The sequence below is a fragment of the Pseudomonas sp. MDT1-85 genome, assembly GCF_054898065.1.
In genome coordinates this window covers 3221953-3242717 of the sequence record NZ_CM142715.1, presented here as the reverse complement: position 1 = coordinate 3242717, position 20765 = coordinate 3221953, and the positions used below count along the sequence as shown (strand labels likewise).

The following is a 20765-nucleotide window of genomic DNA, read 5'->3' as shown; positions in this document are numbered from 1 at the left end:
TTGCAAAGGCTTTGACCATGGTGATTTTTGATCGACGCAGCCTCGCTTTTGCTGCGCTGTTACTGGCAGGACTGCTGAGCCTGTTTTCGCTGATGCCGCGCAATGCCCACGCCACCGAAGCAGACGCGGCGCGCACCGAAGTCACCGACCTCTTGGGGCGCAAGGTCAAGGTACATTTGCCGGTCAGACGGGTCATCCTCGGTGAAGGCCGGCAGTTGTATCTGGTCGCCGCCCTCGACACACAAAACCCGATCGAGCGCATCGTCGGCTGGCGCAAGGATCTGATCCAGTCGGACCCGGACACGTACAACGCCTACCTGCGTAAATTCCCCGGCATCGCCAAGATCCCCACCTTCGGCGGGTTTGAGGAGGGCACTTTCGACATCGAGCAGGCCATCTCGCAGCGCCCGGACGTGATCATCCTCAACATCGAGGCGCAGCATGCCACCGAAGATGCGCGCTACATCGAAAAGCTCGACGCCCTGGGCATCCCGGTGGTGTACGTCGATTTTCGCAACAATCCGATCCAGAACACGGAGCCGACCATGCGCCTGTTCGGCCAATTGTTTGGCAAGGAACAACGCGCAGAAGCCTTTATCGATTTCCGCAACCAGCAGATTCATCGCGTCACCGACATCATCGAGAAACAACACCCGCACCGCCCCAGCGTGTTCATTGAGCGCATCGGCGGCTACACCGATGATTGCTGCCTGAGTTTCGGCAACGAGAACTTTGGCCTGTTCGTCGATATGGCCGGTGGCGACAACATTGCCCGCCGCATCATTCCGACCACGTTCGGTCAGTTGAACCCCGAGCAAGTCGTCGTTGCCAATCCTGCGCACGTAGTGATCACCACCGCCAACTGGGAAGCTTTTGCCCCCGGCGGCCACTGGGTCGGCGTCGGTCCGGGCGCGGACATGACAGAAGCCAGGAAAAAACTCGCGTGGTACACCCAGCGTCCGGCCTATGCCGGCATCAAGTCCCAGGACAATCAAGCCTTCCATGCCATCTGGCATCAGTTCTACAACAGTCCCTACCAATTCGTCGCCATTCAGCAAATGGCGAAATGGTTCCATCCGGAGCTGTTTGCCGATCTTGATCCAGACGCGTCATTCCGCGAACTGCATGAGCGCTTCCTGCCGGTGCCGTATGAGTCAGGCTACTTTGTCAGCCTGCGCCAACCCGAGGTCAAGCCATGAGCTCATTGACCGACGCCGTGGTTGTGCAGCGCGAAACCTACCGTCGTCTGGTGCTGCGTAAACGCCTGATTCTTTCCGGGCTGGTAATTCTGTTGATGTGCAGCGTGCTGCTCGATCTGGCCCTGGGTCCGGCGAGCTACAGCCTCAGCGAAGTGCTCGGCGCACTGTTTTCGCCAGACAGCGCTTCACCGCAGGTGCGCGTGGTGATGTGGGATATCCGCTTGCCGGTGGCGTTAATGGCGGTTGCCGTTGGCGCGGCGTTGTCGCTGGCCGGCGCGCAGATGCAGACGATCCTCAACAACCCGTTGGCCAGCCCATTCACCCTGGGTATTTCTGCCGCCGCCAGCTTCGGCGCGGCGTTGGGTTTGGCATTCGGCGTCGCGCTGTTCCCGCTGGCGGCGCAATTCATGGTGCCGCTGAACGCGTTCATCATGGCCATGCTGTCGGCGCTGCTGATCCACTTTCTGAGCATGCGTCGCGGCGTCACCGCCGAAACCATCGTGTTGCTCGGTATAGCGCTGGTGTTCACCTTCAATGCGCTGTTGGCGCTGGTGCAGTTCTTCGCCACCGAACAAGCCGTGGCCGCCGTGGTGTTCTGGACCATGGGTAGCCTGACCAAAGCTACGTGGCCGAAACTCGGCATTATCTGTCTGGTGATCCTAATCACCCTGCCGATATTCGCCAAACGCGCCTGGGCCCTGACCGCCCTGCGCCTGGGCGACGACAAGGCCGCCAGTTTCGGCATCAACGTACGCAGCCTGCGCTTTCAGACGCTGATCATGGTCAGCCTGCTCGCCTCGTTTCCCGTGGCGTTTGTCGGCACAATCGGTTTCATCGGGCTAGTCGGTCCGCACATCGCCCGTATGCTGATCGGTGAGGACCAGCGGTTTTTCCTGCCAGCCTCCTTGCTGACCGGCTCGTTGATTCTGTCGGCCAGCTCCGTGGTCAGCAAAACCCTGATCCCCGGCGCGATATTCCCCATCGGCGTGGTCACGTCGCTGATCGGCGTACCGTTCTTCATATCTCTGATTCTCGGCGGGAAGAAAAACTCATGGTGAAGCTGCAACTGGAGAATCTCGGTGCCCGCTACGGCCAGCGCGAGATCATTCGTGATGTCTCGACGGCGACGTTTTTCGGCGGTCAGGTGGTCGCCGTAGTCGGGCCCAACGCGGCGGGCAAATCGACGCTGTTCAAACGAATGGCCGGACTGATCGACGGCCCCGGACAGGTGATCTTGCAGGAGTCGAAAAAAGGGCTGACGGGCATCAGTTACATGCCGCAGGGTCTGAATGCCAGTGCGCGGTTGACGGTTTATGAATCCGTGTTGCTGGCGCGCAAGCAACTGACACCGGGGTGGGTCGTTCATGATGACGAACTGAAACTGGTCGACGAGATTCTCGCTGCGCTGGGCATCACCGGATTATCCTTTCGCAACCTCGGTGAACTCAGCGGCGGTCAGCAACAGTTGGTGTCCATCGCGCAAACCCTGGTGCGCGAACCGGAAATACTGCTGATGGACGAACCGACTAGCGCCCTCGACATGCATCGGCAGGTTCAGGTACTGAACTTCATGCGCAGCCTGGCCCGAAAACGCGAGGTCATTGTGTTCATCGCCATCCACGATCTGAATCAGGCACTGCGTTTCGCCGATCAGGTTCTGGTGATTGCCGACGGCACCACGCAAGGCAGCGGCCCGAGTCACGAGGTGATTACCGAATTGATGCTGCGTAGCGTTTATAAGGTTGAGGCTCGGATTGAGCAGTGCAGTCGTGGACAACGGCATATCGTGATTGACGATATTGTTTGATGGCTTGCAATCGGGGGCAAGATAGGGGCAGCCGCAATAGTTTTCCGTCTGAAATCATTGATCCAGGGCTATGTCAAAATGTTTTTCGGGGATCCTGAGAGTCTTTGAAAGGGTTGCCAATGGCCAATTTTTGAATGACCTCTGTATGTCGCTACCCTGCCCCACGCAACACTGCGATATCTCGTTTAGGCGCGACTCCAAACAGTCGGCTGTATTCACGGCTGAACTGCGAAGGGCTTTCATAGCCGACCTTGAACGCCGCGCTGGATACATCCTGATGCTCGTTGAGCATCAAACGCCTCGCCTCGTTTAGCCGTAGCCATTTCTGGTACTGCAACGGGCTCATCGCGGTGAGCTGGCGGAAATGATGGTGAAAGGTCGGCGTGCTCATCTGCACCCGGGCGGCAAGGTCGTCGACGCGAAGGGCCGAGGTGTAATTCAACTTCAGCCAATCGATGGCTTTGGCGATTCGATAGCCCTGGCCATCGACAGACGTGATTTGTCGCAATCTGCCCGCCTGATCACTCTTCAAGAGACGGTAGTGAATTTCACGCTGGATCAAAGGGGCGAGAACAGGAATGGCTTCCGGTTCATCGAGCAGCGCCAATAAGCGCTCGAACGACGCCAGCATGGCCGCGGTCACTGAACCGATGCCGACCCCTTTCGCAACCGAACGTTCACGGGTGGGCGGCAGGTCACTCTGCGCTATAAGCTCTGCCAGCATGCGCAAATCGAGCTTGAACGTCAGCCCCAGGCACGGTTGTTCCGGGCTCGCCGCGAGCACCTCAGAGTTGGCCGGCAAATCCAGTGAGGTGACCAGAAAACGCGAGGTGTCATACGGATAACCCTCACCGCCGACCCACAATTGTTTCTCGCCTTGGGCGACAAGAATGATGCTCGGTTCAACCATGCAAACGACGGGCGGCGACGGGTGTTCACGTCTGAAGAAGCCGAGGCCCGCAATCCAGGTTCCGTAGTCACCGGGCATCAAGACCCGCGAGCCAATGACCTGAGCCAGCGCTTCCTGGGGCGATGTGGCGGTTTCGTGTTGGGTCGTCATGTTCGTCTCGTATCTCTTCGCTGAACTCTAACTCGCCCACACCCAACCGTCCCGCAAAAGAACGCAGACTCATAGAATCAGGCAAGTAATCCAGCGCAATGCACTGTTTGCAGTCTGGGCAGAGCGGGAAAATGTCCATCCGACACACCATCAAGGATTCTCCAGTGAAAGGCATTCTTCTTGCCCTCGGGCTGCTTGTTACCTCTTTTTCTTCAATGGAGCCGATAGGCCGAACGGTGCAGACAACTTCTACAGAAGCGACAAGGTGACCGTAGAAAAGGTCACCTTCAAGAATCAATACGGAATGAAGGTCGCGGGCAACCTGTTCACCCCGAAGGGTCTCGACCCGAAATCGAAAAATGCAGCCATTATCGTCGGCCACCCGATGGGCGCGGTTAAAGAGCAAAGTGCAAACCTGTACGCCACCAAGATGGCCGAGCAGGGATTTGTCACGCTGTCGCTGGATTTATCCTTCTGGGGCGAAAGCGCGGGCACGCCTCGCCAGGCAGTCTCGCCGGACATCTACGCCGAAGACTTCAGTGCCGCCGTGGACTTTCTCGGCACTCGACCCATTGTTGATCGTGAGCGTATCGGCGTCATCGGCATCTGTGGCAGTGGCAGCTTCGCCATCAGCGCGGCCAAAATTGATCCGCGTCTCAAGGCCATTGCCACCGTCAGCATGTATGACATGGGCGCGGCCAATCGGAATGGCCTCAAGCACGGTGTAACGGCTGAACAGCGCCAGCAGATCATTCGCGAGGCGGCGCAGCAGCGAGACGTGGAGTTCCAGGGTGGCCAGACCCGCTATACCAGCGGCTCACCACTCAAACTGACCGGAAACGCCGTGGGTGACGAGTTTTACGACTTCTACCGCACTCCACGAGGTGAGATTACGCCTGCCGGTGCGTCGGCGCAGACAACCACCATGCCGACGCTGACCAGCAACGTGAAATTCATGAATTTCTATCCGTTCAACGACATCGAGACGATCTCCCCTCGCCCACTGCTGTTCATTGCTGGCGCCCAGGCACACTCACTCGAGTTCAGTGAGGACGCCTACAAACGCGCTGCCGAACCCAAGGAACTGCTCATCATTCCGGATGCCGGGCATGTGGATCTCTACGACCGGGTCAACCTCATTCCATTCGCCAAGTTGACCTCGTTCTTCAAAAGCAACCTGAAGTAGCCTGATCGGCGCCCTGGCCGGGCACCGGCTCTCTCTCGCGGCCTCGTTCACGGGGCCGCGACGCTTCGCGCATGACAGGATTCAATCAATGACCAGCCACTCCCTCCACGCCCCCCGCAAAGCTGAACAATCGTGGGGCGCCGTATTCGCCATGTCGCTTGCAGCCTTCGTGCTGGTGGCGTCGGAATTCATGCCCGTCAGCCTGCTGACGCCGATTGCCGCCGATTTGCATATCACCGAGGGGCAAGCAGGTCAGGGCATTTCTGTCTCTGGGCTGTTTGCGCTGTTCGCCAGTCTCCTGATCGCTTCGGTGGCGGCGCGGGTCGACCGCAAACCTCTGCTGTTGTCACTGACGTTGCTGATGATCATTTCGGGAACAGTGGTCGCTTTCGCGCCGAATTACTGGGTGTTCATGGTCGGCCGCGCGTTAATCGGGGTCGCGATAGGCGGCTTCTGGTCGCTGTCGGCGGCAACCGCCATGCGCTTGGTGCCTGAAGACCAGATCACTCGCGCCATGGCAATCGTCAACGGCGGCAACGCTTTGGCAACCGTGATTGCAGCGCCGTTGGGCAGTTTCCTTGGCGCGTTGATCGGCTGGCGCGGTGCATTTTTGTGCGTCATCCCGGTCGCGGTAATCGCCTCTGCCTGGCTTCTGTTTAGCCTTCCGGCGATGAAGTCGCAAAGTGGTTCAGGCACTGGGAATGTCTTCAGGTTGATGAAAAGCCTACCGGTCGCGTTAGGCATGGTGGCGGTCAGTGTCTTTTTCATGGGTCAGTTCATGCTGTTTACCTACCTGCGCCCGTTCCTTGAAACAGTCACGCACGTCAGTGTTTCCATGCTGTCGCTTATGTTGCTCGTCCTGGGTCTGGCGGGCCTCGCGGGCACCTTCCTGATTGAAGCCTTCTTGAAAAATGGCCTGCATCGCACCCTCATCGTCATCCCGATATTGATGGCGGTGATCGCGCTGGCGCTGGTTTCATTCGGCAGCTCGGTGGCCACCACCACTGTCTTGTTGGGTCTCTGGGGACTGGTTGCAACGGCGGCCCCGGTGGGATGGTGGACATGGCTGGCCAGAACATTGCCAGAGGCTGCTGAAGCGGGAGGCGGCTTAATGGTCGCGATCATTCAACTGGCCATTGCCTCGGGTGCAACCGTTGGCGGGCTGGTGTTTGACTCGAGCGGCTATCGAGCGACCTTCGAGTTGAGCGCCGCGTTGCTGGGCGTGGCGGCTGCTCTTGCCTTCCTGGCTGCACGCGCAGCCACGCGAGAGCCGGTTGCATCGGTGAACATCGCATGAAAAAACCACAAGACACACCAAGGCGTTTCTTGTGGTTCCAGTGGAGCAATCGTTCGCAGGCTGGACGGTAAAATCAGCGTGCGCTGTCGATGATTTGGCCACCTGGCCCCATCTCAAAATTACGCTGCAACTGCTCGGCTGACAGCTCGACCACCGATGAAAAAACCACAGAGGGGTCGAAAGCATTGTTTACCAGAATGTCGATCCGGCCAATATCGGCATTCTGGCGGACGCAATCAAGCTGGATGACCATCCACTGCATCATTCGCTGGTACTCAAGCAATTCGAGTCAATGCTGATCAATGCTCTCGCTTATGGCCAGCCCAACAGAGCGAGCCTGCTCGCGATGGCCACGACGCGGTTGATGCCAATCCCCTTAACTCCCTGCAACACTGATTTGTCATCATTTCATTTGATAGCCCACTAACGGAAGGTGCATGCTAGAGGGCTCGCTTTGAGCTTATATCATTCCGAATGATAGTTACCTTCGCCTCATTCGATTCGTGCCATACAACCCCGCCAAGCATCATCCGTCCATCTCAATACATTGGCGGATGCATCCATGGAACAGTCACTCAAACATTTGCGCTTCCCCTTGGCCCTGTTGGCCGTGCTGGTGATGAGCGCCTGCGGCAAGACCCCGGACGCAGCCGCCACCATGCCCGCGGCCAAAGTCAGCGTGGCCAAGGTGCTGGAACAACCGGTCAACGAGTGGGACGAATTCACCGGGCGCCTTGAAGCGCCGGAAACGGTAGAGATTCGTCCACGGGTTTCCGGCCAGATCGATGACGTGGCCTTTACCGAAGGCGCGCTGGTCAAGAAAGGCGATCTGTTGTTCCAGATCGACCCGCGTCCATTCCAGGCTGAGGTCCGCCGCCTCGAAGCCCTGGTTGCGCAAGCTCGCGCCACGGCCACCCGCAGCGAAAACGAATCCCAGCGCGGCGAACGTCTGCGCACCAGCAACGCGATTTCCGCTGAACTCGCCGACTCGCGCACCAGCGCGGCTCAAGAAGCTCGCGCCGCCGTCGGCGCCCTCCAGGCCCAATTGGACCTGGCCAAACTGAACCTTAGTTTCACCCGCGTCACTGCGCCTATCAGCGGCCGTGTCAGCCGTGCGGAAATCACCGCCGGCAACCTCGTTACCGCCGATACCACCGCGCTCACCAGCGTGGTGTCCACCGACAAGGTCTACGCCTACTTCGACGCCGACGAGCGTGTCTTCCTTAAATACACCCAGCTCGCCCGCCAGGGCCAACGCGGCGCAACCACGCCGGTTTACCTCGGCCTGTCCAATGAAGATGGCAACCCGCACCAGGGCCAGATGAACTTCGTCGACAACCAGGTCAACCCGAAGACCGGCACCATCCGCGGTCGCGCGGTGTTCGACAACAGCGACGGCACCTACACCCCGGGTCTTTATGCACGCCTGAAACTGGTGGGCAGCGGCACCTACTCCGCCGTGTTGATCAATGACGAAGCGGTCGGTACCGACCTGGGTAAAAAGTTCGTGTTGGTGATGGATGCCGACAACAAAACGGCTTACCGCCCTGTCGAGCTGGGTCCGAAGATCGAAGGTCTGCGCATCGTGCGCAGCGGCCTGAACAAAGACGACACCATCATCGTCAAGGGTTTGCAACGGGTTCGCCCTGGTTCGCCGGTCACGCCTGACGTGATTCCGATGGCCAGCGAACAAACTCTCGCGGCGCTCGCACAACAACGAAAAGCGCTGGAAGCCAGCAATCTGCCCCAAGTTGCACCTGCCAAGGTCGCGCCGGGTACGGTTGTGAAAGTGGCTGCTGCGACTCCACGCGGTTAAGGGACAATTACTCCGATGAATTTTTCCCAATTCTTCATTTCACGGCCGATCTTCGCAGCGGTACTGTCGCTGCTGATCCTGATCGCCGGCGCCATCTCGCTGTTCCAGTTGCCGATCAGCGAATACCCGGAAGTCGTGCCGCCGACCGTTGTGGTACGTGCCAACTTCCCGGGCGCCAACCCTAAAGTCATCGGTGAAACCGTGGCCGCTCCGTTGGAGCAAGCCATCACCGGCGTCGAGAACATGCTGTACATGTCCTCGCAGTCCACCGCTGACGGCAAGATCACCCTGACCATCACCTTCGCCCTGGGCACCGACCTGGACAACGCGCAGGTACAGGTGCAGAACCGCGTGACCCGCACCGAGCCCAAACTTCCCGAGGAAGTGACGCGCATCGGTATCACCGTCGACAAGGCCTCGCCCGACCTGACCATGGTTGTGCACTTGACCTCGCCGGACAAACGCTACGACATGCTCTATCTGTCCAACTACGCCTTGCTCAACATCAAGGATGAGCTGGCGCGTCTGGGCGGTGTCGGTGATGTGCAGCTGTTCGGGATGGGCGACTACTCGTTGCGGGTGTGGCTCGATCCGAACAAGACTGCTTCGCGTAACCTGACCGCGACCGATGTGGTCTCCGCGATTCGTGAACAGAACCGTCAAGTGGCGGCCGGTGCCCTGGGCGCTCCGCCTGCGCCGAATGCCACTGCGTTCCAGTTGTCGGTGAACACCCAAGGCCGTCTGGTTTCCGAGGAAGAGTTCGAGAACATCATTATTCGCTCCGGCGAAAATGGTGAAATCACTCGCCTGAAAGACATCGCTCGCGTCGAACTCGGCTCCAGCCAATACGCCCTGCGCTCCTTGCTGAACAACCAGCCGGCGGTGGCGATCCCGATCTTTCAGCGCCCTGGCTCCAACGCGATCCAGATCTCCAACGACGTTCGGGAGAAAATGGCCGAGCTGAAGAAGAACTTCCCGCAAGGCATGGACTTCAGCATCGTCTATGACCCGACGATCTTCGTGCGCGGTTCCATCGAGGCGGTGGTTCACACCCTCTTCGAAGCGCTGATCCTCGTTGTGCTCGTGGTGATCCTGTTCCTGCAGACCTGGCGTGCCTCGATCATCCCGTTGGTGGCGGTGCCGGTTTCGCTGATCGGTACGTTTGCCGTGATGCACCTGTTCGGCTTCTCGTTGAATGCCCTGTCGCTGTTCGGGCTGGTTCTGGCCATCGGTATCGTGGTCGACGATGCGATTGTGGTGGTGGAGAACGTCGAGCGAAACATCGGGCTCGGATTAACCCCTATCGAAGCCACTAAACGTGCGATGCGCGAAGTGACCGGTCCGATCATTGCGACAGCGCTGGTGCTGTGTGCGGTGTTTATCCCGGCTGCGTTCATCTCCGGGTTGACCGGGCAGTTCTATAAACAGTTCGCCCTGACGATTGCGATTTCGACCGTGATCTCGGCCTTCAACTCGCTGACCTTGTCGCCGGCGCTGGCCGCCGTGTTGCTCAAGAGCCATGACGCGCCGAAAGACCGTTTCTCCAAGGTTCTGGACAAGCTCTTCGGTGGCTGGTTGTTCCGTCCGTTCAACCGCTTCTTTGACAAGGCCAGCCATAGTTATGTCGGCACCGTGGGCCGGGTTATCCGCAGCAGCGGTATCGCCCTGCTGGTGTACGCCGGCCTGATGGTGCTGACGTTCTTCGGTTTCTCCAATACCCCGACCGGTTTCGTACCCGGCCAGGACAAGCAATACCTGGTGGCCTTCGCGCAACTGCCGGACGCTTCGAGCCTGGACCGTACCGAAGAGGTGATCAAGCGCATGTCCGACCTGGCCCTGAAACAGCCTGGTGTGGAAAGCGCCGTGGCCTTCCCGGGTCTGTCGATCAACGGTTTCACCAACAGCCCGAACGCCGGCATCGTCTTCGTCACCCTGAAACCGTTCGACGAGCGTAAGGATCCGAGCATGTCTGCCGGTGCGATTGCCGGTGCATTGAACGGCCAGTACGCCGGGATTCAGGAAGCCTACATGGCGATCTTCCCGCCACCGCCAGTACAAGGCCTGGGGACCATTGGCGGTTTCCGCCTGCAGATCGAAGACCGGGGCAACCTGGGCTATGACGAGCTGTACAAAGAAACCATGAACATCATCACCAAAAGCCACAGCGTGCCGGAACTGGCCGGTCTGTTCACCAGTTATACGGTGAACGTACCGCAGGTCGATGCCGCCATCGACCGGGAAAAAGCCAAGACCCACGGCGTTGCCGTCAGCGACATCTTCGACACCCTGCAGATCTACCTGGGTTCGTTGTATGCCAACGACTTCAACCGCTTCGGTCGCACCTATCAGGTCAACGTTCAGGCTGAGCAACAGTTCCGCCTCGAATCGGACCAGATCGGTCAGCTGAAAGTGCGTAACAACCGGGGCGAAATGATTCCGTTGGCGACCTTCATCAAGGTCAGCGACACCTCGGGGCCGGACCGCGTGATGCACTACAACGGCTTCATCACCGCTGAAATCAACGGTGCGGCAGCCCCCGGCTACAGCTCCGGCCAGGCCGAAAAAGCCATCGAGAAACTGCTCAAGGACGAATTGCCCAACGGCATGACCTACGAGTGGACCGACCTGACCTACCAGCAGATTCTGTCCGGTAACACGGCGCTGTTCGTGTTCCCGCTCTGCGTACTGCTGGCGTTCCTGGTGCTCGCGGCTCAATACGAAAGCTGGAGCCTGCCACTGGCGGTGATCCTGATTGTACCGATGACCCTGCTGTCGGCCATCACCGGGGTGATTGCCTCGGGCGGCGACAACAACATCTTCACTCAGATCGGCTTGATCGTACTGGTGGGACTTGCATGCAAGAACGCGATTCTGATCGTCGAGTTTGCCAAGGATAAACAGGAAGAAGGCCTCGGCCCGCTGGCCGCGGTGCTGGAAGCTTGCCGTCTGCGTCTGCGGCCGATCCTGATGACCTCCTTCGCGTTCATCATGGGTGTTGTGCCTCTGGTTTTCTCCAGCGGTGCCGGTGCCGAAATGCGTCATGCCATGGGTGTGGCGGTGTTCTCCGGGATGCTCGGGGTGACCTTCTTCGGTCTGTTGCTGACGCCGGTGTTCTACGTACTGATTCGCAACTTTGTGGAGCGCGGTGAAGCGCGCAAAGCGGCCAAGGCGCTGAAATTGGAAAAGCAACTGGAGGCGCAACAATGAGCCTGAAAGCCTTCCTGCCGAGCCTTCTGGTACTGGCCCTGAGTGCCTGCGCCGTTGGCCCGGACTACAAAACCCCAGCGACGGAGGCAGCCAACATCACGGCCGCCACCGATGGCAGCGCCGGTCAGAAGAACTTCGACCGCGCCCGTTTCGAAGGCATCTGGTGGCAGCAGTTCGAGGATCCGACCCTCAACCAGTTGGTGACGCAATCCTTGCAAGGCAACCGCGATTTGCGCGTGGCCTTCGCCCGCTGGAAAGCGGCCCGGGCGATTCGCGATGACGCCAGCAATGACGCCATGCCGACCATCACCAGCCGCGCGAGCAGTGATCTGGCCAAAGGGCAGATCCCCGGCCAGACCACCGACCGCGTCAGCAGTGAACGCTATGACCTGGGCCTGGACATGGCCTGGGAACTGGACTTGTTCGGTCGCATCCAGCGCAATCTGGAATCCAGCGACGCCGAACAGCAGGCAGCCGAAGCCGATCTGTACCAACTGCAAGTCACCATGATTGCCGAACTGGTGGACGCCTATGGACAGTTGCGCGGTGCGCAACTGCGGGAAAAGATCGCCCTGGCCAACCTGAACAATCAGCAGGAATCGCGCAAGATCACCGAAAGCCTGCGTGATGCCGGTGTCGGTGACCAACTGGACGTCGTTCGCGCCGATGCGCGCCTGGCCTCTGTCGAAGCCAGCGTGCCGCAACTGCAAGCCGAACAGGTGCGGCAGCGCAACCGCATCGCCACCCTGCTGGGCGAGCGTCCGGACAAACTGACCGTCGACCTGAGTCCAAAAGACTTGCCGGCAATCGCCAAGGCGCTGCCGATCGGTGATCCGGGCGAACTGCTGCAACGGCGTCCGGACATCCGCAGCGCCGAACGCCAACTGGCGGCCGCCACCGCCCGCATCGGCGTGGCCAAGGCTGATTTGTTCCCTCGGGTCAGCCTCAGCGGCTTCCTCGGTTTCACCGCCGGGCGCGGTTCGCAGATCGGTTCCTCGGCGGCCAACGCCTGGGCACTGGGCCCAAGCATTACCTGGGCGGCGTTCGACCTGGGCAGCGTGCGCGCCCGTTTGCGCGGCGCCGATGCTGAAGCCGAAGGCGCCCTGGCGACCTACGAGCAGCAAGTACTGTTGGCGCTGGAAGAGTCGGAAAACGCCTTCAGCGATTACGGCAAGCGTCAGCAGCGCCTGATTTCGCTGATTCGTCAAAGCGAATCAAGCCGCGCCGCTGCCGATCTCGCCGAGATTCGCTACCGCGAAGGCACCGAGGACTTCCTCGTGCTGCTCGATGCTCAGCGTGAGCGCCTGGCAGCCGAAGACACCCAAGCCCAGGCCGAAGTCGATTTGTACCGCGGCATCGTCGCCATCTACAAAGCCCTTGGCGGCGGCTGGCAACCAGAGACGGTCGCCAGCCAGTAACGTTTTAAAGAGCTCCTTTGGTTGGCCGCAACCAACCAATTCCTTTGCCCCGCGCCTCATTCGGTCGCGGGGCTTTTTTTTGGCTGCGCACGGTGCCGAAAGTCACCACACACCCTGTGGGAGCGGGCTTGCTCGCGAAGAGGCCGGTACATCCAATAGATATTCGGCGGCTGACACATCGCATTCGCGAGCAAGCCCGCTCCCACAGGGATTTGGGGGTATCAGGAATAATCAGCTACCCAAGGCTCAAATCGCGAAAACCTCACTACTGGTTTGACTCACAGCCCGGCCTGACCGAAGCTGATGACTTTGCAAAAACCTGCCACCCCCGGATTCCTACATGCCTCAGTCCCGCCGCTACTTGCTCATCAGCCTCTGCGTATTGCTTGCCCTCGCCCTCGCCTGGTTCTTCCTGCGCAGTACGACGCCTGTGGTGCCGGCGGCGATCAAGCATGGCTACAGCGAAGCGCTGGCCCAGGCACGCGCGGGTCAACCGGGCGCGGCGCGGGTGCTTTATCAGCAATTGGGTCGCCCTGACCTGTCGGCCAAGCGCCGTGTCTGGCTGCATGCCGAACTGCCCAATTACCCAAGCTCGCAAGCCCTGAAACTGGCGAATGCAGACCTGCAACATCCCTCGGCGGATGTGCGCATCGCCGCGATCAAAAGCCTCAGCGGGCTGGTGCCCAGTGGGCAGCGCAGCCTGTTACTGGGGCCCTTGCTCGATGATAGCGACCCCAGCGTGCGGTTTGCGGCGGTCAACGCCTTGTTGGGTCTGACGCCGGATGAACTGGGGTTGTACTTCGGCCCTTTGGAGCAAGCCATCGATGCCTGGGAACAACGCCTCAAGCGTCAGCCGGAAAGCGCCGAAACCCAATACCAACTGGCGCGCCTGCACTTGCACAATGCCGAGTTGAAGGACGCGCAGCGGGCTCTGGAGCGCACGTTGCAACTGGCGCCCGGCAACCTGCCGGCGCTGGTGATGCAGATCGAAGTGCTGGACAAACAGGGCCAAAGCGATGCCGCCAGGCAATTGTTGGCGAAACAGCTAAAGGCCCAGCCTGACTCGGCCTACCTGCAACATGCGCTGGGGCTCTGGTTGCTGCATCACGGGCAAAGTGAGTTCGCCCTGCTCGGGCTGTCCAAAGCCGTGGAGCTTGAGCCGGACAACAAGGATTACCGCTACGACCTGGCCACCACGCTGCACAGTGAGCAAGAATTGGAAGCGGCGCAGAACCAGCTACAGGAAATCGTCCAGCGTCACCCGGCGGATCGCAAGGCGCGCGTGCTGCTGATCAATTACTGGAAGGAAAGCGGACAGTTGCAGAACGTGCAGATCCTGTTGGCACAGCTGGAGCAGCTCAATCCGGACGATCCGGCGTTGCAGCAAGGGCTTTAATCAAGATCAAAAGATCGCAGCCTTCGGCAGCTCCTACAGGGTGACGTATTTCTATGTGGGGGTGTGCTGGCTGCGGGTATGTGATGGTTGTCCGGGACAAGCAAACGATCGCAGAGTGACGTGTTTCCATGTAGGAGCTGCCGAAGGCTGCGATCTTTGTTTCTTTGCACAAGAACCACACACACAGACACAAAAGGTTGAACCGCCGTCTCGGCAAAAGGTCAAGTGATCAGGCAGTCTATTGCGGCGTTCCCAGCCTGCTGCCTCGCTTCCCCTAGTCATGAGAGGGCATTTCTTGTCTACGTCTAACGAGTTGATCAGTGCAAAAGCCGCCACCGGCATCGAAGGTCTGGATGACATCCTGGCCGGTGGATTGTCCCGCGGTCACGTGTTCTTGCTGGAGGGTGAACCCGGAACCGGCAAAACCACCATCGCTTTGCATTTTCTGTTGGCTGGCGCCCGTGCCGGCGAGCGCTCGTTGTACATCACCCTGTCGGAAACCGAGCGCGAGCTGCGTCAAGGGGCGTTGTCCCATGGCTGGGAGCTGGATGAGAACATCCATATTTTCGAGCTGACACCACCAGAAAGCCTGCTCAATGCCGAGCATCAGCAGAGTCTGCTGTATTCCTCGGACCTGGAACTGGGCGAAGCCACCAAACAGATTTTCGAAGCGGTCGAGCGAGTCAAGCCGACCCGTGTAGTGGTCGACAGCCTGTCCGAAATCCGCCTGCTGGCCCAAAGTTCTTTGCGCTACCGCCGACAGATTCTGGCCATCAAGCATTACTTCGTGCGCTACGAGGCCACGGTGCTGCTGCTGGATGACCTGACCACCGAAGCCCTGGACAAAACCGTGCACAGTGTGGCCCACGGGGTTATTCGTCTCGAAGAATTGACGCCCAACTATGGTGCCGAACGCCGACGCATCCGCGTGGTGAAGTATCGCGGTCAGAAGTACCGGGGTGGTTTCCATGACTTCACCATCATGGGTGATGGCATACATGTGTTCCCGCGCCTGGTGGCGGCCGAACATCGCGGGCGTTATGTCCGCCAGCAGTTGACCAGTGGCATCACGGAAATGGATGCCCTGCTCGGTGGCGGTATCGAGACGGGCTCCAGCAGCCTGATCCTCGGCCCGGCCGGTACTGGCAAATCGCTGATCTCGATGGTATTCGCCGCTGCGGCGGTGGCCCGTGGCGAAAAAGTCGCGCTGTTCATTTTCGATGAAGAGCTGGGGCTGCTGTTCGAGCGGATGAAAAACATCGGCATCGACCTGAAGGCCCTGGAAGAAACCGGCAACCTGCTGATCGAGCAAGTGGATGCCGCTGAGTTGTCCCCCGGCGAGTTCTCGTACCGGGTTCGTCGTTGTGTTGATGAACGCAATATCAAAACCGTGGTGATCGACAGTATCAACGGCTATCAGGCGGCGATGCCCGAGGAAAATGCGCTGGTGCTGCACATGCACGAGTTGCTGCTGTACCTCAATCGCCAAGGCGCCGCGACGTTCATGACCGTCGCTCAGCATGGGCTGGTCGGTGACATGCAGGCCCCGGTCGACATCACCTATCTGGCCGACACGGTCATTCTGTTGCGCTACTTCGAAGCCCTGGGCAAGGTTCGCCGAGCGATCTCGATCATCAAGAAACGCACCGGCAGCCACGAATCGACCATTCGCGAATACCGCATCAGCGGCCAGGGCATGACCATCGGTGAACCACTGGATGCATTCCAGGGTGTATTGCGCGGCGTGCCAACTTACCTGGGCGCGAGCAAGCCGCTGCTTGAGGAAGATGTCCAGTGACGGCCATGAAGGCAATGTCCGAGCGCGCGATCATTCTTGCGCCGTTGGGACGCGACAGTCAGATCGCGCTGATGATGCTCAACGAGGCAGGGGTCGAAGGAATCATCACCCGGGATCTGGGCGCTTTGTGCAACGAACTGTCGCTGGGTGCCGGCCTGCTGGTAATTGCTTCCGAGGCCTTGTTGGGTGCTGACCTTGAACCATTGCTGGGGCTGATCGAGCAGCAACCGGCGTGGTCGGATTTGCCGATCGTACTCCTGACCCACCACGGTGGCCCGGAGCAGAACCCTGCGTCGCGGCTCGGTTTGCAGTTGGGCAACGTGACTTTCCTTGAGCGGCCGTTTCATCCGGTCACGCTGATCAGCCTGGTCACCACGGCGTTGCGCGGGCGACGACGACAGTATGAAGCCAGGGACCGATTGATTGATCTGAGCCAAAGCGAACTGCGCCTGCAAAATACCCTCGAAACCCTCGAGCAACAGGTTGAGGAGCGCACCGCGCAATTGCGCCACAACGAAGAAGTACTCAGACAATCACAGAAAATGGAAGCGGTCGGCCAACTCACCGGCGGTATTGCCCACGACTTCAATAACATGCTGACCGGCATCATCGGCAGCCTGGAGCTGCTGCGTCGACGCCTGGCGCGGGGACGCACCGAGGACCTGGACAGCCTGATCGATCTTGGGGTGACCTCAGCCAACCGCGCGGCGGGCCTGACACATCGTTTGCTGGCATTCTCCCGACGCCAGTCGCTGGATTCAAAACCCGTGCAGATAAACACCCTGGTGGTGTCCATGGATGAGCTGTTGCAGCGCAGCATCAACGAAAGCATTCACCTGGAAATGCAGCTGGACGAGCAACTGTGGGTGGCCGAGGCGGACCCCAACCAACTCGAAAGCGCCCTGCTCAACCTGGTGCTCAACGCTCGGGATGCCATGCCCAATGGTGGAAATCTGCTGGTCAAAACCTCCAATCAGCAGCTGGACATGGGGTTCACCAAGGCGCACAGCAATCTGCAACCGGGCGATTACATCGTCCTGAGCGTCACCGATACTGGTTACGGCATGCCGCAAAGCACCATCAACCGGGCCTTTGACCCGTTCTTCACGACCAAACCCATTGGCCAGGGCACGGGCCTGGGGTTATCGATGATTTACGGTTTCAGCAAACAGTCCGGCGGACACGTCAGCATTCACAGCGAAGTCGGGAAAGGCACGACGGTCAGTCTGTTTTTACCACGCTTTCGCGGGGAACTGGTGCAGAACACCCAAGTCGATGCCCAACACGCTCCTTACGCCCGGGACGGCGAAACCGTGCTGATCGTCGAGGACGATCCCGCCGTGAGAGTCCTGGTCAGCGCCGTATTGAGTGAGTTGGGCTACACCTTTGTTGAAGCGGGCGATGCCGACAGCGCCGTGCCGATTCTCAACTCCGGTCAGCGAATCGACTTGTTGATCAGCGACGTGGGACTGCCGGGTATGAATGGCCGGCAACTGGCGGAAATCGGTCGGCAATACCGGCCTGACCTCAAGGTATTGTTCATCACCGGGTATGCTGAACACGCCGCCGTGCGCGGTGGCTTTCTTGATCCCGGCATGCAGATGATCACCAAGCCGTTCACCTTCGATTTGTTGACGGCGAAGGTGCGGGAGATGATTCGGATCTAATGTGTTATCCCGAAAATCACACTTTGATCTCACGCCACAGCCGCTCAGCATAGACCTCGATTTGAAGCCTGTCAGCTGTCAACTCTGATAGCTATTCAGTGCAATTTTTCCTTGATTAACTCTCCTCTGAAGTCCGCAGCACGGCCTCTGATGGGTTGCTCTGCGCCCTGCCACGCGCAGGTCACACTCAAGGGATGGACAGGCAATGAAGGAAGTCATCGCGCTGATGTTGATGGTTGTTTTGGCGGGCTGTCAGGTTCGCGAACAACAACAACAACAACAACAACAACAACAACCAACCCCGGCGGAACAGGCACCCATAGCCGTGCAGGCTGATACCGGTATCGCCAGCACCGGCTCGATTTTGGCACAGAATGGCACCACCGTCGCAAGCAACCTGACCAATCGCTACAACGATGTTCGCCCTGATTGCGGCAAACCCTCGATGCCCGCGTTCCTCTGCCGAGGAATCGTCTTGAGGTCGACAGTACCATCGGATGCTTATTCAAGCTGGAACCCCAGCCCGCACTCTCAAACCAGTGGTGGCGTTTCATTTACGTTTTTGGGTAAAGACGCGAAGTTCAAAAATCTGGTGTTTGGGCAAAAAAACGGCTTTATTTTCTACCCGGTACTGTCGAAGCCGGAGGGCACAAGACAGATCGAGGTACTTTGTGCATACCCAAGAGACGGCGCGACTCAATTGAGGGATAAGCCGGGTTGCGGTGCTCACCCCTATGCACCTGATAGGAGTCGACGCTGCCAGACAATCGGTATAGCCACCGCCGAACAATGGGTCGCAAACTGGAACCAGAACATCTGGAATATGTGCAGTTTCGATGTGCGAGATTCCATGAACAGCCTGGGCGCCGATTCGTTCTACCAATCCATTAGAGTTCACAATCTGAAAAACTTGTTTGCCGGTGCATACGACTACACCGAGTTAATCCTGGCCACCTGGCCGCAGAACATTCCTCAGGAACTGCCCATCGAGGCGTTTTACTACCTCCCCGGCGGGCTCGCCGGCGCTCAACATGATCAACGTGACTTTTACGCTAAAACCGGTGGAAAGGTGGTCCCGATCATAAAAATGACGTTACCCGGCACTATCACGGCCGATGTAACTTTCACTTACCTTCAGGCAGACCAGGTAAAACCCTGACCCGCCGAAATGTACTACCGCGCGTCGGCAATCGGCCGACGCGCTGCTTAGGACAACATGTCCTGCATGATCTGTTGCAACACATCCAGATCGAACGGCTTGGCCAGGATCGGCGCGTTGCGGGTGATCGGGCTGTCGGTCTCGCGAATTTCCTGCGGATAGCCGCTGATGAAGATGACCTTGAGCTCCGGTCGCAGCTTCACGGCGGGTTCGGCGATCTGCACGCCAGAGATTCCCCCCGGTAAGCGGAAGTCGGTGATCATCATGTCCAGATGCGGTTTGCTCGCCAGAATTTCAAAGGCCTGCTCGCCGTTTTCGGCTTGCAGCACCCGATAACCCTCGCCCGACAAATAAGCAGACAGCACCATCAAGATCGAAGGGTCATCCTCGACAATCAGTACCACATCTTGTGCATCTTCACTCATGGAAAACCTTTGTTCGGTCAATAGCTGCTGATACGACCGTGAGGTCACTCAGAGGTTGCGTTTATCGGGCTGTTTTCCTGCAGCGGCAGACAAACGCGAAACAAGGCGCCTTCGCCAATCCGGCTCTCGACGGTGATGGAGCCACCATGGGCGGCGACAATCTGCTCCGAAATAAACAACCCGAGGCCCAGTCCCGCTACAACGGCCTTGGCGCTAACTCTTTCGAACTGCTGAAAAATGCGCTGCTGATTCTCTTCACTGATCCCGATACCGCGATCCTGAACCTCAACCCACGCTTGCCCGCCCTGATTGTACACGCGTACGTCGATCGGACTCTTGGCGCCATAACGTAGCGCATTGGTCAACAGGTTGGACATCACTTGTTCGATGCGGAACTCGTCCCAATTGCCCACCACGGGCTGCTCGGCCGTCAAGGTGACCGATGATTGCGCGGCCTCGACCTGCGGGGCAAAGTTTTGCAGAAGGTTGTTCAGCAGCTGCACCAGGTCGAACCGACTGGGGCGTATCGACAACTTGCCGGTGCGGATCCGCGACACATCGAGCATGTCTTCAATCAGGCGGATCAGGCTTTTGATCTGCCGCTCGTCGCGGTCGATCATGGCGTGCATCTTGTCCAGCGTGAATGCTGCGGCGTTATTCCGGGCCAGGTGCACTTTGCGCAACTGGGTTTCGAGAATCAGGCCATTGAGTGGCGTACGAACTTCGTGGGCAACGATGGACATGAAGTCATCACGCATGCGCACCGCCTGCTCCAGTTCATTCTGGGTGTTCTGCAACTGCAGGAGCAGCGCCTCCTGCTCCCGGCGACTTTGCTCCAGCGCTTCAACCTGATGCTTCATCGCTTTGCTCTGGCGATACAGGTCGACGAAGACATTGACCTTGCTCTTGACCGCATGAACATCCAGCGGCTTGTGCAAGAAGTCTACCGCACCGCTTTCGTAGCCCTTGAACGCGTAATTAAGCTCACGACCGGCTGCACTGACGAACACAATCGGGATGTTTTTGGTTTTGTCCGTGCCGCGCATCAACTCGGCCAGCTCGAAGCCGTTCATGCCGGGCATCTGCACATCAAGAATGGCCATGGCGAATTCGTGCTGCAGCAACAGTGACAAGGCTTCGTCGGCGGACAGGGCTTTGTAGACGATACGGTCTTCACGCCTGATCAAGGCTTCCAGCGCCAGAAGGTTCTCCGGCAGATCGTCGACGATCAGCAATTTGGCCTGGATGTTACTTAGCATGCGATTCGTTCCCGCTCGACAAGCAGACGGCCGATGCCGCGAGGGTCCAGCCAATGAGTATCCAGCACTGC

The 20765-nt window shown here is 58.9% G+C and carries 15 protein-coding genes and 2 pseudogenes; 13 read left to right on the top strand and 4 right to left on the bottom strand.

The window, feature by feature from the left end; all coding sequences use genetic code 11:
• Positions 1–17 precede the first annotated feature (17 nt).
• Genes ACYZT2_RS14565 through ACYZT2_RS14555 form a run of 3 tightly spaced genes read left to right on the top strand, consistent with a single transcriptional unit; the run spans position 18 to position 3006 of the window.
• Positions 18–1199, top strand: coding sequence for an ABC transporter substrate-binding protein (locus tag ACYZT2_RS14565; protein WP_461964992.1), 1182 nt, complete (start codon positions 18–20; stop codon positions 1197–1199).
• A complete protein-coding gene (locus ACYZT2_RS14560; protein ID WP_095129830.1) occupies positions 1196–2257 on the top strand; it encodes a FecCD family ABC transporter permease in 1062 nt (353 codons plus the stop codon). The genes ACYZT2_RS14565 and ACYZT2_RS14560 overlap by 4 nt, the downstream gene beginning before the upstream one ends.
• Positions 2251–3006, top strand: coding sequence for an ABC transporter ATP-binding protein (locus ACYZT2_RS14555; protein ID WP_461964990.1), 756 nt, complete (start codon positions 2251–2253; stop codon positions 3004–3006). Before ACYZT2_RS14560 ends, ACYZT2_RS14555 begins: the two co-directional genes overlap by 7 nt.
• A 151-nt stretch (positions 3007–3157) precedes the next feature.
• On the opposite strand, the gene ACYZT2_RS14550 is transcribed toward ACYZT2_RS14555, so the two are convergent.
• Positions 3158–4066, bottom strand: a complete 909-nt coding sequence (locus ACYZT2_RS14550; protein WP_461964988.1) for an AraC family transcriptional regulator — start codon at positions 4064–4066, stop codon at positions 3158–3160.
• Between the two features lie 164 nt (positions 4067–4230).
• Between ACYZT2_RS14550 and ACYZT2_RS14545 the strand changes: the two are divergent.
• Both ACYZT2_RS14545 and ACYZT2_RS14540 read left to right on the top strand, forming a co-directional pair.
• Positions 4231–5252, top strand: a pseudogene (locus tag ACYZT2_RS14545) (alpha/beta hydrolase).
• Between the two features lie 88 nt (positions 5253–5340).
• Positions 5341–6549, top strand: coding sequence for an MFS transporter (locus ACYZT2_RS14540; protein ID WP_461964986.1), 1209 nt, complete (start codon positions 5341–5343; stop codon positions 6547–6549).
• Between the two features lie 73 nt (positions 6550–6622).
• Here ACYZT2_RS14540 and ACYZT2_RS14535 read toward each other — a convergent pair whose 3' ends face one another.
• Complete coding sequence (locus ACYZT2_RS14535) at positions 6623–6814, bottom strand: hypothetical protein (RefSeq protein WP_461964984.1); 192 nt, start codon at positions 6812–6814, stop codon at positions 6623–6625.
• Between ACYZT2_RS14535 and ACYZT2_RS14530 the strand changes: the two are divergent.
• The 8 genes and pseudogenes from ACYZT2_RS14530 to ACYZT2_RS14495 form a co-directional block, all read left to right on the top strand.
• Positions 6764–6877 (top strand): annotated as a pseudogene (locus tag ACYZT2_RS14530) (AraC family transcriptional regulator); the annotation flags it as partial. The gene ACYZT2_RS14535 and the pseudogene ACYZT2_RS14530 sit on opposite strands and share 51 nt — an antisense overlap.
• Positions 6878–7111: 234 nt before the next feature.
• Positions 7112–8365, top strand: coding sequence for a multidrug efflux RND transporter periplasmic adaptor subunit MexE (gene mexE, locus ACYZT2_RS14525; RefSeq protein ID WP_461964982.1), 1254 nt, complete (start codon positions 7112–7114; stop codon positions 8363–8365).
• Between the two features lie 15 nt (positions 8366–8380).
• Complete coding sequence (locus ACYZT2_RS14520) at positions 8381–11572, top strand: efflux RND transporter permease subunit (RefSeq protein ID WP_461964980.1); 3192 nt, start codon at positions 8381–8383, stop codon at positions 11570–11572.
• Entirely contained in the window at positions 11569–12990 is a 1422-nt protein-coding gene (locus ACYZT2_RS14515) for an efflux transporter outer membrane subunit (protein WP_461964978.1), read from the top strand. The genes ACYZT2_RS14520 and ACYZT2_RS14515 overlap by 4 nt, the downstream gene beginning before the upstream one ends.
• Positions 12991–13330: 340 nt before the next feature.
• Positions 13331–14386 (top strand): tetratricopeptide repeat protein, encoded by a 1056-nt coding sequence (locus tag ACYZT2_RS14510; protein WP_461964976.1) that lies wholly within the window; start codon positions 13331–13333, stop codon positions 14384–14386.
• Positions 14387–14681: 295 nt separating this feature from the next.
• The gene (locus ACYZT2_RS14505) at positions 14682–16184 is read left to right on the top strand and encodes an ATPase domain-containing protein (RefSeq protein WP_461964974.1); all 1503 of its coding nucleotides are present in this window, start codon (positions 14682–14684) and stop codon (positions 16182–16184) included.
• A gap of 5 nt (positions 16185–16189) precedes the next feature.
• The gene (locus tag ACYZT2_RS14500) at positions 16190–17851 is read left to right on the top strand and encodes an ATP-binding protein (protein WP_461973108.1); all 1662 of its coding nucleotides are present in this window, start codon (positions 16190–16192) and stop codon (positions 17849–17851) included.
• Positions 17852–18056: 205 nt separating this feature from the next.
• Entirely contained in the window at positions 18057–19010 is a 954-nt protein-coding gene (locus ACYZT2_RS14495) for a halovibrin HvnA (RefSeq protein WP_461964972.1), read from the top strand.
• Positions 19011–19057: 47 nt separating this feature from the next.
• On the opposite strand, the gene ACYZT2_RS14490 is transcribed toward ACYZT2_RS14495, so the two are convergent.
• Entirely contained in the window at positions 19058–19435 is a 378-nt protein-coding gene (locus ACYZT2_RS14490) for a response regulator (protein ID WP_461964970.1), read from the bottom strand.
• 44 nt (positions 19436–19479) lie between these two features.
• Positions 19480–20694: a hybrid sensor histidine kinase/response regulator gene (locus tag ACYZT2_RS14485; RefSeq protein ID WP_461964968.1), complete on the bottom strand. Its 1215-nt coding sequence runs from the start codon at positions 20692–20694 to the stop codon at positions 19480–19482.
• Positions 20695–20765 lie beyond the last annotated feature (71 nt).

Bases quoted from the DNA above. Each gene is read 5' to 3' on its own strand.
- ACYZT2_RS14510 (WP_461964976.1), top strand. From the start codon at position 13,331: ATGCCTCAGTCCCGCCGCTACTTGCTCATCAGCCTCTGCGTATTGCTT.
- ACYZT2_RS14535 (WP_461964984.1), bottom strand. From the start codon at position 6,814: ATGATGCAGTGGATGGTCATCCAGCTTGATTGCGTCCGCCAGAATGCC.
- ACYZT2_RS14495 (WP_461964972.1), top strand. From the start codon at position 18,057: ATGAAGGAAGTCATCGCGCTGATGTTGATGGTTGTTTTGGCGGGCTGT.
- ACYZT2_RS14485 (WP_461964968.1), bottom strand. From the start codon at position 20,694: ATGCTAAGTAACATCCAGGCCAAATTGCTGATCGTCGACGATCTGCCG.
- ACYZT2_RS14515 (WP_461964978.1), top strand. From the start codon at position 11,569: ATGAGCCTGAAAGCCTTCCTGCCGAGCCTTCTGGTACTGGCCCTGAGT.
- ACYZT2_RS14520 (WP_461964980.1), top strand. From the start codon at position 8,381: ATGAATTTTTCCCAATTCTTCATTTCACGGCCGATCTTCGCAGCGGTA.
- ACYZT2_RS14490 (WP_461964970.1), bottom strand. From the start codon at position 19,435: ATGAGTGAAGATGCACAAGATGTGGTACTGATTGTCGAGGATGACCCT.
- ACYZT2_RS14565 (WP_461964992.1), top strand. From the start codon at position 18: ATGGTGATTTTTGATCGACGCAGCCTCGCTTTTGCTGCGCTGTTACTG.
- ACYZT2_RS14540 (WP_461964986.1), top strand. From the start codon at position 5,341: ATGACCAGCCACTCCCTCCACGCCCCCCGCAAAGCTGAACAATCGTGG.
- ACYZT2_RS14500 (WP_461973108.1), top strand. From the start codon at position 16,190: ATGAAGGCAATGTCCGAGCGCGCGATCATTCTTGCGCCGTTGGGACGC.
- ACYZT2_RS14555 (WP_461964990.1), top strand. From the start codon at position 2,251: ATGGTGAAGCTGCAACTGGAGAATCTCGGTGCCCGCTACGGCCAGCGC.
- ACYZT2_RS14560 (WP_095129830.1), top strand. From the start codon at position 1,196: ATGAGCTCATTGACCGACGCCGTGGTTGTGCAGCGCGAAACCTACCGT.
- mexE (WP_461964982.1), top strand. From the start codon at position 7,112: ATGGAACAGTCACTCAAACATTTGCGCTTCCCCTTGGCCCTGTTGGCC.
- ACYZT2_RS14550 (WP_461964988.1), bottom strand. From the start codon at position 4,066: ATGACGACCCAACACGAAACCGCCACATCGCCCCAGGAAGCGCTGGCT.